Below are 12402 nucleotides of genomic sequence, written 5' to 3'. Positions count from 1 at the left end.
TTTTTTAAAATTCCGGGATCAAATAAAGCAGCTTCAGCCAGGTAACCGGACTAAAAAAGATATTCCTATGGGATATTATTTTAGGAATATTATCAGTCTGTGAATTTGATACCAACATCTTTCATGTTGTTACGTATAGCTATATTCAAAAGAAGTGGTGTTAGTGATTCTACCATAGAGGATGTCTCCAGGGGACCCACGTCCAGAGGTCGCATGCCACCAATATCCCTGACAAGGCCAAAAACAATTTTCTTGGAGTGCATATTGTTCCCACATACACCGATATCATAATGAAGATATGCGTCAAGATTGGCAAGTTTTGCCGCAGGCACATTTTGGAAAGCAGACACAAGTTCAATATTTTCGGGCAGCATGGAAGCAATTTCCTGTGCAGCGCTTCCTGCAGAAGGAGTAACATAGCAGAAATAGCCTGTTTTATAATCTTCACGAAAAGTTGTAGGGACCTCTATGGTAACTGAATCCGGAACGATCATACAGAAGCCTTTTTCCATTGGCACAACGACAGATATGACGATCTGATCGACAAGCACAGGTTTTATCTGCTCTATTATCAAAGCCATCTGACTATATCTCACTGCAAGGACAACCACATCTGCAGCTGAAGCGGCTGCTGCATTCAGATCACCTTTTATATTGCCATTAAGACCATAGCTCTTCAATATAGAAGTATATTCAGCTGCTTTAGCGATAGCCTTTTCCTGCTCTCTTGAACCCAGGATAACTTCGTGTTTTTGTCCCCATCTCAGGGCAAAACCTTTCCCAATACTGCCTGTACCGCCAATTATTGCAATCTTCATGATAATTCCCATTGCCAACGTAACTATATTAAGTATATGATTCGAGGAAGAAGAATTGTAGGGTATACCATTTTATAAAATATAAATATGCCTGCATAGATGTTATGGGAGCTCAGTTGATGAAAATAAGGAAGATTAAGATTCTCATTAAAGAATGAAATTTGCAAAAATATAAAAGTAATTAAAAGAAAAAGGCATGAACTGAAATCATTCCTCTACATCCAGGGACCTTACAATATCATAAACTCCCAGTTCACCTCTGGCTACCCGCAGGACCATGGGGTAAATGAAAGAACAATCGTCAATAGAACTCCAGCGCTTTTCCCCCACTTGCCTTATAACCTCATCCATAACCTTACCACATGTACTACAATACTTCGTATCACTTTCTTCCCCACAGACAAGACACTTCATAATTAACCTCCCTTATGGAAATTATTTACATATTTAACTTTGTGGTTATGCTATATAATGCTTAAGCTCCCGAAATAAATGAATGGTTTTGGAACATACGAGTAATGCAGAGCATCGTAACATATGAAATACTTCTAATCTCCAGCCTGAGGGATATTAGCGTTATATTAATATGGAACTTACCATTATTGAGCAAGACTAGTTAAATCACGTTAATCAGAGGGAAAAACGTGTCAGATGATCTTTTTGATATAAAGGTAGGAAATCTTTCTTTAAAGAATCCCATCGCTCTTGCACCTATGGGAGGAATAACGGACAGCCGGTTTGCAAATGAATTCGCAAAAGATGCGGGGCTTGTGATACTTGGAGGATATAACCTGGATGCTGCAACAAAGCAGGCAGCAGCCGAAATAGTAAAAAGAGGCCGGGAAGAGTTCATTTCAGATGAACCATTAGAACTTATAGAGAATGAACTGAAAGCCATCAATACCGATAGTATCGTTGCCATCAATGTTAGAAGCTCCACACTGGAGCCACTGATAGAAGCTGCCAAAATAGCCAAGAATGCAAATGCAATAATTGAGATAGATGCACACTGCAGACAGCCTGAAATGACTAAAATAGATGTAGGGGAGGCACTACTGTATGATCTTCCAAAGCTGCAGGACATCATCCGTAAGGTAAAAGCTACCGGAGTGATCTTATCGGTGAAGGTGCGCGCCAATGTAATAGACAATGTCAAAATGGCCAAGGCTATTGAAGACGCAGGTGCTGACATACTTCACGTTGATGCTATGAAGATAGGATCAGGTGCTGATATGGAAACCATCAGGAAGATAAGGGATGCCACGAGGCTCCTCCTGATAGGTAACAACTCTATAACTGATTTCGACATCGCAAAAGAAATGTTCACCAGAGGTGCAGACATAGTTTCTGTAGGAAGAGGAGTAATGGAAGACCCACTCCTGATAACCCTCCTGGTAAAGGAAGTAACTCTCCTTCAGAAGGAGATGGGATGGTACAATGCACCTAAACACGTATGCAGAGGAGAAGGGGACCTGCGTGGCCTTGCCTTCTGCTGCCTTCCGGTTAAGCCGTGTCCGGTACATTCCAATATAAAAAAGATAGGGATTTCTGCAAAAGAGTTCGCTGACATTAAGATGGAATTTGCAAAGGGAACACTTCTTGAATACGGAGATAGTACCTGTTTTGGCAGCCTTGTCTGGTGCTGTAAGATCAGCAAAATGTGTCCATTAAGAGATGGGGTACTCGAAACCATTGGACTTACCGATGCTGAATATATGAAACTCAAAAAAGAACTTGCAGATTACATCCTCGACCATCCCAAGGTTATTGGCAAATGAAGACTAAACAAGGAACAAAAGAGAAGCTTAGCAAGGCTTCGGGGGAAAACACAGCATCCTATGTGGCAAGGTGTGCCCAGCTTGCCATGCTGCTGGAAGTATCTGCCCACCCTAAACCCGGAAATATAGACAGGGATCACGATTATGAGGACACTACTTTCGAGCATTTTCTTGCATCTTCTGTCGCAGTATACCCAATACTGGAGGAAGCGGCGGGAATAGAACACGGGATAGGGCGATCTGTCCATAAGGCCGTGCTTGAAAGTACAGCCTGGCAGAAAGGAGGAAATACGCATTTTGGTGCTTTTCTGCTCTTATTTCCCCTTGCAATGGCAGCAGGTAAACTTATTCGGAACTGTAAGGAACTCACACCTGAAACACTCACCGAAGAAGCATTGAACATTGTTAAAGAAACAGATGTAGAAGACGCAGTACAAATTTACATGTCCTTTGGACCTGCAGGTGTCAAGGTGCGCAAGGTGGACGAATTCGACCTGTCCGATGCAAAAGCTATCGAGGATATTGAAAAGAATTGTACAACACTTTTTCAATTAATGGAAATATCAAGTTCTTATGACCTCATTGCAAAGGAGTGGACATCTGGTTTTACCCGGTGTGCAGAATGTGCCCGAATACTTACAAAAGAAATGGAAGGCAAAGGTACATTTATCCATTCGGGGAATTCCAGGATCAATCATGTTATAGTTTACGCTTTTCTTAAGATGCTTGCTGCTGACATGGATACATTCATCGAGACAAAATTTGACAGGCACACAGCCAAAGAAGTATCTGCAAAGGCAGGGAGAATAATTTATAAACTGGAAGACTCTGGAAATAATATGGGAAATATATTACCGGAGATCCGGAACTTCGATGAAGATCTGCTTGAAAGGAACATCAACCCGGGTTCTACAGCTGATATAACGATAGGTGGGCTTTTTATTTCCCTTCTTGGAGGAATGAGATTCTGACAGAAAGCAAGAAAATTAAACTTGAGGACTTTGGTCTCTTTGAAGGCATATCTGAAACCATTGTTACAACACATCATGGCTGGTCTCCCAACGCAGCTCCAATGGGCATCATCAGAAAGCAGGATACTATCCTTATAAGGCTTTTCAAAGGTTCCAGGACATATCAAAATATTCTGGCAGAGAATTTCCTTGTTGCTAATGTGACAAACGACCCTGTCGCATTTGTCAGGTACACTTTTTCCGATGTTAAACCCGATGATCTTGAAACCATATCTTCCCCTTGGAGAGAGTTCCCAGTCCTTAAGGAAGCCCAGAGTTGGGTGGCCTTTGAGTGCATTAATACAAAAATAACACCGGAAGCCCTTATTGTGGAACTAAGACCACTGCGGGGACATGTAAACTCATTCTACCCAAAAGCACCTAACAGAGGATTGAACGCGATCATCGAAGCGACCATACATGCCACACGCTATAAGATCAACAGAGAAGAGAAATATCTCAAGCTAATAAACTTCTACGAGGATATCATCAACAAGTGTGGCGGGGAAAAAGAAAAAGAAGCTCTTAAGCTATTGCATACCTTTCTTTAACCCAGCTTAAGTATTTTAGTTATCCTCTTTTGTGCGTTCGCCATCATCTGGCGTATCACAAAGACCTTTGGAGTTTTGCTACCACCCGGTTTTACCTTGCCCTGCCGGATAGCATCAAGGACGGCATCTGATGACCTTTCCTGCACATCGATCTCAGTATATGACATGCCTACCATTTCAGGCACATGGCAATCACTGCCGCCAACCTGAGCAAGACCCAGAGAAGTTGCTGCGGCACGTGCCTTGTTATTGGGACCATCTGTTAGGCAGCGAGAATTCAGAACCTCCACAGCATCCACGTCAAGACCTGCCACATACCCAATACCATGAGATGTGATCTTGAAAGGATGGGGTAATATTACCACCGCATCCTGCGCTCTTGCGCGTTGTATGGTTTCACCTGGCGATAGGCCTGGCTCTATACTTTCTTTTATACCCAGCACCAGCAGATGACCTTCGGAAGTAGTTATTTCGACACCAGGAATTATCACAAGATCCGATCCGAGCTCAGTTGCCCGCTGCACAGAAAAAGGACCGCCTTCAGTAATATCATGGTCACATACTGCAAAACCATCAAGACCATTCTTTTTAGCATAGAGGATGATCTCATCAATATCTGCATCACTGTCTTTTGAAAAACGTGTGTGGACATGCAGGTCAAATTTCATATGATCACATTAAAAATGATCCCTTATAAAATGTCGGTATCAGTTTACTGCAATGGAACCAAAACTTATAAGAACAAGACAAAGGTTCTTTGAATATAAAGAACAAGCGAACGGGTAAAGGAGTTGTGTATTGGGTGGTTGGATAGGATTGGTGGTACATTTGAGAAGAGACCCGTTCGCATATTTACTAACATACTCAATCTTATTTAAACATGTCGCCATGTATACTGTATAAAAGACAAATTGTAACAAATTTTGATTACACATCTGAAAACGATTTTACCTTGTTCATTACCTCTTCCCTCGCTTCCAAATCCACGAGAATCTGGTCCGTATATTTGACAGAATGCACTACCCCTTCTTTGAAAAGCCAGGAAAGTACTGACATGGAATGCTCTGAAAGAGGCATTGATATTTCCTTCCTTTTCCATACTGGCAGCTTATCCCTGATCGCCTGCCTCAGGCCATCCAGACCGTCCATGACCTTTGCAGAGATATGGACCGGATTGGGAACAAGGTATCCAAGAGCTTCCATTTTCTCATTAAGCTCTTCCCGGCTGATGAGATCTGTTTTATTGAGTACAGTGATCATTGATGCATCGTGCACCTGCTCCCACAGAGTATCATGGCAGGTGAGCAGCTTATCGTGCATAATATCCAAAGGCTCACTTGCATCCACTACAAGCAATATGATATCGGCGAAGAATATCTCGTTCAGGGTGGAACGGAAGGCATCGATAAGCCAGTGAGGCAAGTCCTCTATAAAACCTACTGTATCGGTTAGAACCACTTTGCGCCCCATGACATCCATTGAGCGGGCGATCGGCGAGAGCGTTGTGAAAAGCATGTCAGCCACATCCACACCCTCATTCATGAGTGTATTGAACAGCGTACTTTTTCCGGCGTTGGTATAGCCTGCAAGCGCGACCAGGGAAAAACCGTGAGCATGCCTGAAACTGCGCAGGGATTCATTGTGACTCTGTACATGGCTTAGCTCATCCTTTATGCGGGCTATCCTGCCCTTAATGTCCTGCTCGTAGGAATCCTCGTAACTCCCCAGTCCCATAAAGCCCGGCCTTTCCTCTTTTTTCAGATGGGACACAATGATCCTTGCCCTGGGGATCTCATATTCCAGCCTTGCCAGCTCCACCTGCAACTTGGCACGCCTTGTGGTAGCCCGTAGCGCAAATATCTCAAGGATAAGCTGGAATTTGTCAATGACCGCACATTTACATATATCCGTGATGTTGTACAATTGCATACTGCTCAGTTCATTGCAGAAGATCACTTTGTCGGCATTTAGGGATTCCACCTCCAATGCAAGTTCCTGGACTTTGCCCTTACCGAACTGGTATTTCTTATCCGGATAACGGGACTGAATGATCTCCCCCACTACAGAATAACCGGCAGCATAGGCCAGATCCTTTAACTCGGCGAGCTGTCGCTTATTTTTGAGCTCATCGCTACCCGGATCAATCCTCTGTACCACTATCACTTTTTTCATGTGTAATATCCTCTGCATTGGAATGAAGACTACTGGCACACTTCATTTTAAGTAGTCTTCTGGCACTCACCGAAATATGATGAGATATTTCTATGGCCCTTCGTTCACTTAGTGATTCCTGATATTTGAAACCCCGGGAGAACATGCTTGCAACCAGCCACTGCGGCCTGTTGAACATATCCCCGGCCTCCATTACGATCATACTCTTCGGATCAAGCCCTTCGACAGTCTTTTCGACCATTTCGACGACATCAGTAAGCTCAGGGGCAGTACTGTTTGTGAAGTAACGGATATTCACCTGATGGGTCTTATCTATATGGTCAGGCGACACAGAAAATGATACAGCTGCGCATACCAAGAAGTATTCGTCATTTTCTATATGTCTCCCGGAAATATCCACGGCAATTATATCGAACATTTGTATCGATCACATTTTAATCCTACCGATGTCAATGTAGGTACATTGGACGTTATCATGTACGGCATATATCATTCTTTTGCGTACACTATTAGCCAGACGCACTGCCCTTGACATCACCGGGAGCATGAACTCATAGTCCTCGGATATTGAATGAACGAGATACTCCGAGTGGGGCAATTTATCCACTGACTTGAAATTCAGATACACCCTGAAATGGCTGCCGAATTTGAAACCTGTTTTTGGAACAAGACCTCTGTCCCTTAGGTTCTCATATACCGTGTACTTAAGCATGAATTCTGATTCAATAACAGATGCCTTTGCAGCAAATTCATCAAATGCAAGAGCTGAGGAGGTACCGGACATATCGCCAACCCCTAGTACACCCATTTTAAGCAGATAGCCCGATTCCACAAGGGATAACTGCAGGCGATCCACATCAAGAGGCTGTCCGTAGAAACCTTCAGCATGCAATGAACGGGAAACATCACTGTCCCAGACTACCACGCGGTCTTCAAGGAATGTAGACCTTCCACGTATACCCCGTATCGTCTCCTCAATGGATTTCACGTCTCCTGCAGGTTCTACTTTCCGTATCTCGTAAAAAGTAATGTCGCTTTCCTCGTCAACAATAGCCAGTATCATTGTCTTATGCACGTTATGTGCAGCTTCCAGCGACATAAGAAGCTCCCTGAGGGGCAAAGGAATACGCTCCGAAATGACATGCACAAAAAACTTTGCCGGAGTCTTTCCCGGATGCCCTCCCCTTGGATATACCCTGAAATCCGTCACAGAGGGCTGGACATAAAAACCTCTTTCCCGCAGGTCTTTATAGACTATGTACTTTAGATCAAAATAATGCTGTCTTTTTGATGCTTCCGTAAAGAACTCCTCAAATGACAGAGATCTGTCATCGATCTGAATTTCAAGCTTTTTTTTGTAGTGCAGATATGCAGCTTCAATAAGTGTAAGTTCTAAATTATCGCCTTTAGGGCGTCCGTAATATCCGACATTGTACAGCTCATTGATAGCCTGTTTACCCGCTTTAACCCGGTCATTGACAAGTATTCCGATCAAAAAGGTCACCCAAATGTAAAAAATGAATTATACGCCCAAATATCGGACCATCTTATTTAACCATGCTGGACCGAATCAAAAAGAAAAAAATAAAGTAAAATGATTCGAACAGTGACACATCTAAAAATAAAGATACAGTATGTTTATATATTTGTACTTATATACATTAAATCGGGTGCCTACACTATAACCTAGCCTTAATATGGGGTTTTCCGAATCCTTCCTCCTACCACAAACGGGCACCCTCCTCCTTTACAATCAATTGCTCAGCATTTTCTGCATTTACCCAACAGATATATTACAGAAACTCCTTTTTGAGACAACTTGGATAGAAGCATATCTTGTATCTGCATTTCTGCATCACTTGAAGTTTCATCGTCATAGACTGGCATTTCCATAACGGTAGTATCTGATACCAGTGCCTTTACAGGAAGCATCAGGTCAGGAGCTTCCTGTCCACCCGTCATGGCAGCAATCCGATTTTGCAATATAACGATAACAACGTCATCCTTTGAATCCAAAGCATTGATCAGACCAACAATGCCGGAATGAGAAAGTGCAAAATCACCTATAACTGCAATGCCCTTATCCTTAAAACCACAGGCAGTCGATATAGCCGAACCAAGGGCAAACCCCGTATCAACAGCTTGTAACGGTTCTGGAGCCGCCCGGATGGAACAACCCATATCTCCGGCAACCATAACATCCATTTTAGCCAGGCATTTGTAAAGGGACATGAACGGACAACCCTGACACAGAGGCCGTGCACCTCTGCTCTTTATAGTCTGCACTTCAGTATACTTTTCTATCCTGTTTTCTTCAAGATGATCCAATGCATAAATAATATGCTCAGCCTCCACCTGGCCATATGGAATATGTCCCGTCATCTTGCCCCTTGCTTTCCCTGTTACAGCAATATGAGATTCTATGTAAGGTTCGGTCTCCTCTACCACAAGTACAATATCACATTTACGAATGAACTGCCGTACTCTGTCAAAAGGGAACGGGGCAACCATCTGTAGAACCAGATGTGAACAGCCAGCCCACTTTGTTTCTGATAGTACTGCATCTACCAGAACCGAAAGATAACCTGATGAGATGATACCTATTTTACCTTCTCCGGAACCCAGCCTATTCAAAGAAGTGGTCTGCACTGCCTTTTCAAGCAGAGGCATAGATTCTCTGTGGAATCGTTGGTGTTTCCCTTTAGTGGTAAGTTTCCAGATATCCCTGTCAAAAGTGGCGGTTGATTCATCCTGTTGGTTCCTGATAACATATCCTTTACTGTTGAGCAACCTGTCGGTTATGCGTATGATCACAGGTACCTTCGCTTGTTCAGATAGCAAAAAAGCACTCAAAATGGAATCATACGCCCCCTGGGGCGTTGCCGGATCGAATAGAGCAACTTCTGCAAGACATCCATAATAGCGGGAATCCTGCTCGTTCTGGGAAGCCCGCGCGCCAGTATCATCTCCTGCGATAATCACAACACCTGCCCCAATAGTATGATACACAGAAGTCATTAGAGGGTCACTTAGCACATTCATACCCACGTGTTTTACAACAACCACAGAACGCTGTCCTGTAACAGATGCACCCAGTGCTTTTTCAAGAGCTGCCTTTTCATTGGTCATCCAGAAGGCGTTGTAACCTTCGCGGTTGTGCTTAAGAAGCAGCTCCATAAAAACAGTTGTCGGATAACCGGCCACTCCTGTTACAAGTCGTATCCTGCTGTCGAACAAAGAAAGAAAAAGAGCTTCTATACCAGTGACTTCGCTTACATTCGAGGTTGCATCATCATAGGTCATGTATCTCAGCATCCATCCTGACGGACTCTTCCGGCCTTGAGAACCATGCAAGCGAGGCCAGAGCACCTATGACCCCATTGCCGTTTAGCCATATCTCCACATCATTGTCCTTAGCGTACTGCATAGCATATTCCCTGGTAAGCTCACCGGTGCGGCACTTCCTGCTATACGGATATATCTCACGCGCACTGAAATTATGGAGCACCACCATACCGGTTTCAGCCGAAACACTGTATTTGAGAAGTGCGGCCTTTATACTTTCAAGCAGCTCTGTTTTCGCATTCTCATCCACACATCCAAACTCCAGCACTGTGGATACGCAGTTCTGCGTTCTTGCAGAGACGGGAAAAAGCTGTACAAGGGAATGTGAGAGATAGACAGACTCAGGGCAATCAAGTTCTTTTGCAATATTATGAGTAAGAGTCCAGGTGGCACCTTTTTCCTTGGAGTCCGTATCATCAATGCCTACAAGTACCCGCTCCCTTCTGGGAACAACAACTGTACCCCTCGCTGCACGCCCTCCTCCTGATTCACTATAGTTGCAGCGCAGAACACCCTGTGCAAAGGCCCGGCACTTTGTGGCACCTACTCCACCGCCACCCAGGCCTGCATAGGTGATATGGACCTCATCCCTCTCCACAACAACCGATTCTATGCCTGCAGCTGCAGTGGACGGTTTAAGTTCAAGTTTGGCTGTCCCCGTCCTTGCAAGGTATCTGATCATGTTCCCGATGGACCTTGTTTTTAAAATAAGCGGAGAATGTGAATAATGGAACTTTGACCATGCAGCACCGCCATAACAATTGGAATGTTCAACGATCTCTACATATTCATTGTTTTTGTCGCATATTGCGTATATACCCCTATAGGGAGTTGTATAGGGGTCAGTGAGTTCTATATCTTTCATCTGAGTGCTTAATTGATAGTAAATACCTTAAATGTTTTGTTTTCCTTCAACTGACAAGACCCTCGTCCTTGAGACTGACATATCTTCCATCGCCTATGATAACGTGGTCCAGCACATCAATACCCAGTATTTTTCCGCCCTCGATGAGTTTTTCAGTGACTGCTATATCCTCCTTACTGGGAGTGGGATCACCTGATGGATGATTATGCGAAATAATAACCGATGCAGACGACTCCATGAGCGCAGACTTAAAAACTTCCCTGGGGTGCACGATGCTGGAATTAAGGCTGCCGACGGAAACAACTTCCTCCTTGATCACCTGGTTCTTTGTGTCCAGATAGAGCACCACAAGTTTCTCACGTTTTTGTTCCCGCATACCCGGGTACAGCATTGAATATACATCTGCGGGTGAACGTATCTTACGCTTGGGCTCATCCAAATGTCTTTCCAGCTTACGTGCAAGTTCGAACAAAGCAGCGATCTGGGCGGCTTTGGTGGGCCCGATGCCATGTATCTGTGTAAGTTTAGATATTTGTGCCTGGCTTAACTGCTTTACGTTGTACTCTGAGAATATCCTCTGGCACATGTTAACCACATTTTCCTTCTGCGTTCCTGTCCTGAGGACCACAGCCAAAAGCTCGGCAGTAGAAAGAGCCTCAGGGCCGTATTTCAACAAGCGCTCAGTGGGCCTGTCATCGACAGGAATATCATGCATTCTCAGCCTGTAATCGCTCATAGTCTGCAAAATCAGTTCATACCTAATAAAGTGTTCGAAATAATTCTAATTTAAAGTAAACTAAATATAATTGTGAGCAGTCCCGGACCACTGCCTGTAAAACATCCCGAACCTTACGTTCTCTTTATATGATTAATTTGCATAGGACTGTACATGAAAGTCATCAGCGTGGTCGGCTACAAGAAAACAGGTAAGACAACACTGGTCACACAGCTTGTCAGAGCCCTTTCCGGAAAGGGTAAGGTCGGTACTGTGAAACAGATGTGTCATCATCGGTTCAACCCGGAGAATACCGACACAGGTAAACACTTCGATGCAGGGGCTGCGGCTGTGGCAGCGATTACAGAGAGTGAACTTGTGCTTGTGAGACGGGATCCATCGCTCAGCGAGTCTCTGAATGCTCTTGCAGACAGCGGCATGGACTTTGCAATAGTAGAAGGCGCTAAGACAAGCAGCCTGCCAAAGATAGTATTGGGAGAGCTTGACAATGTCGATGATATTAAAAATATAGTGTCCAGGCTACCTGCAAGAGGGGATTGGGACATCGATGCTCTGGCTCAACTGGTGATGCAGCAGGAGGACTGGGTCACCCTCGGCCTGCTCATAGAACAGGTAAAGCAGGACCCCAGAATTAAACAGGCAGGCGGCATAGGTACATTTACTGGTATTGTCAGACAATTCTCAGAGGGTGTGGAAACAAAAGAATTGCATTTTGAAAAGTACGAAAAAGTTGCTGAAGAGGCAATGCAAAAAATATGCCATGACCTGATGCAAAGAGAAGGAGTGCTGGATGTGAGGATGCACCACCGCACAGGCACAATCAGGCCTGGAGAGGATATCGTCTACATAGTTGTCGCCGCTTCCCACAGGCAGGAACTATTCATAGCCCTCACTGATGCCCTTGAAATGTTAAAGTCAGAAGTGCCCGTATGGAAAAAAGAGTTGACACTGGAAGGCGATTTCTGGGTACACGACGTGGAAAAGTAACACCATTTGATGGCACTGCTCAGTTATCTGTTCTTTAAGCCCATTTTCCGGTCAATATCTTCAGCCATGAATTCCAGTTCATCGAAGATACGCTCCGAATCCTTTCTCATTTCCTGCACTGCAGCTTTGAGACTCCCGCC

General features: G+C 44.2%; 13 protein-coding genes and 1 pseudogene. 4 read left to right on the top strand and 10 right to left on the bottom strand.

Translation table 11 applies throughout. The annotated features are described in order from the left end of the window. Nucleotides 1-92 precede the first annotated feature (92 nt). Both ACCM36_RS04410 and ACCM36_RS04405 read right to left on the bottom strand, forming a co-directional pair. Nucleotides 93-818, bottom strand: a complete 726-nt coding sequence (locus ACCM36_RS04410; RefSeq protein WP_370572524.1) for an NAD(P)-binding domain-containing protein — start codon at nucleotides 816-818, stop codon at nucleotides 93-95. Between the two features lie 207 nt (nucleotides 819-1025). Then, nucleotides 1026-1232, bottom strand: coding sequence for a hypothetical protein (locus tag ACCM36_RS04405; RefSeq protein WP_370572523.1), 207 nt, complete (start codon nucleotides 1230-1232; stop codon nucleotides 1026-1028). A gap of 230 nt (nucleotides 1233-1462) precedes the next feature. Between ACCM36_RS04405 and ACCM36_RS04400 the strand changes: the two genes are divergently transcribed. The 3 genes from ACCM36_RS04400 to ACCM36_RS04390 are packed head-to-tail and all read left to right on the top strand — an operon-like array spanning nucleotide 1463 to nucleotide 4157. Continuing rightward, nucleotides 1463-2596 (top strand): methanogenesis marker 9 domain-containing protein, encoded by a 1134-nt coding sequence (locus ACCM36_RS04400; RefSeq protein WP_370572522.1) that lies wholly within the window; start codon nucleotides 1463-1465, stop codon nucleotides 2594-2596. Then, the gene (locus tag ACCM36_RS04395; protein WP_370572521.1) at nucleotides 2593-3567 is read left to right on the top strand and encodes a triphosphoribosyl-dephospho-CoA synthase; all 975 of its coding nucleotides are present in this window, start codon (nucleotides 2593-2595) and stop codon (nucleotides 3565-3567) included. Before ACCM36_RS04400 ends, ACCM36_RS04395 begins: the two co-directional genes overlap by 4 nt. Then, complete coding sequence (locus ACCM36_RS04390) at nucleotides 3561-4157, top strand: DUF447 domain-containing protein (RefSeq protein WP_370572525.1); 597 nt, start codon at nucleotides 3561-3563, stop codon at nucleotides 4155-4157. The genes ACCM36_RS04395 and ACCM36_RS04390 overlap by 7 nt, the downstream gene beginning before the upstream one ends. On the opposite strand, the gene ACCM36_RS04385 is transcribed toward ACCM36_RS04390, so the two are convergent. The 7 genes from ACCM36_RS04385 to radC all read right to left on the bottom strand — a co-directional run bounded on the left by ACCM36_RS04385 (nucleotide 4154) and on the right by radC (nucleotide 11275). Continuing rightward, nucleotides 4154-4825 (bottom strand): CehA/McbA family metallohydrolase, encoded by a 672-nt coding sequence (locus ACCM36_RS04385; RefSeq protein ID WP_370572520.1) that lies wholly within the window; start codon nucleotides 4823-4825, stop codon nucleotides 4154-4156. The two genes, ACCM36_RS04390 and ACCM36_RS04385, sit on opposite strands and share 4 nt — an antisense overlap. Nucleotides 4826-5084: 259 nt before the next feature. Beyond that, a complete protein-coding gene (gene hflX, locus ACCM36_RS04380; RefSeq protein WP_370572519.1) occupies nucleotides 5085-6329 on the bottom strand; it encodes a GTPase HflX in 1245 nt (414 codons plus the stop codon). Beyond that, entirely contained in the window at nucleotides 6298-6747 is a 450-nt protein-coding gene (locus tag ACCM36_RS04375) for a DUF2209 domain-containing protein (protein WP_370572518.1), read from the bottom strand. Before ACCM36_RS04375 ends, hflX begins: the two co-directional genes overlap by 32 nt. A gap of 9 nt (nucleotides 6748-6756) precedes the next feature. Further along, entirely contained in the window at nucleotides 6757-7824 is a 1068-nt protein-coding gene (endA, locus tag ACCM36_RS04370; protein WP_370572517.1) for a tRNA-intron lyase, read from the bottom strand. A gap of 266 nt (nucleotides 7825-8090) precedes the next feature. Further along, entirely contained in the window at nucleotides 8091-9632 is a 1542-nt protein-coding gene (locus ACCM36_RS04365) for a thiamine pyrophosphate-dependent enzyme (protein WP_370572516.1), read from the bottom strand. Further along, a complete protein-coding gene (gene mmp11 / locus ACCM36_RS04360) occupies nucleotides 9622-10539 on the bottom strand; it encodes a methanogenesis marker protein 11 (protein WP_370572515.1) in 918 nt (305 codons plus the stop codon). The genes ACCM36_RS04365 and mmp11 overlap by 11 nt, the downstream gene beginning before the upstream one ends. 46 nt (nucleotides 10540-10585) lie before the next feature. After that, a complete protein-coding gene (radC, locus tag ACCM36_RS04355; RefSeq protein WP_370572514.1) occupies nucleotides 10586-11275 on the bottom strand; it encodes a DNA repair protein RadC in 690 nt (229 codons plus the stop codon). Nucleotides 11276-11428: 153 nt separating this feature from the next. On the opposite strand from radC, the gene ACCM36_RS04350 reads away from it, so the two are divergent. Then, nucleotides 11429-12262: a molybdopterin synthase gene (locus ACCM36_RS04350; RefSeq protein WP_370572513.1), complete on the top strand. Its 834-nt coding sequence runs from the start codon at nucleotides 11429-11431 to the stop codon at nucleotides 12260-12262. A 23-nt stretch (nucleotides 12263-12285) separates the two neighbouring features. On the opposite strand, the pseudogene ACCM36_RS04345 reads toward ACCM36_RS04350, so the two are convergent. After that, nucleotides 12286-12402, bottom strand: a pseudogene (locus ACCM36_RS04345) (ArsR family transcriptional regulator); the annotation flags it as partial.

Origin of the sequence: Methanomethylovorans sp. (assembly GCF_041305605.1) — an archaeon.
In the GTDB taxonomy this organism is placed as follows: Archaea; Halobacteriota; Methanosarcinia; order Methanosarcinales; family Methanosarcinaceae; genus Methanomethylovorans.
Note: the sequence above shows the minus strand (reverse complement) of the source record. Positions and strands in the feature narration are given on the sequence as shown.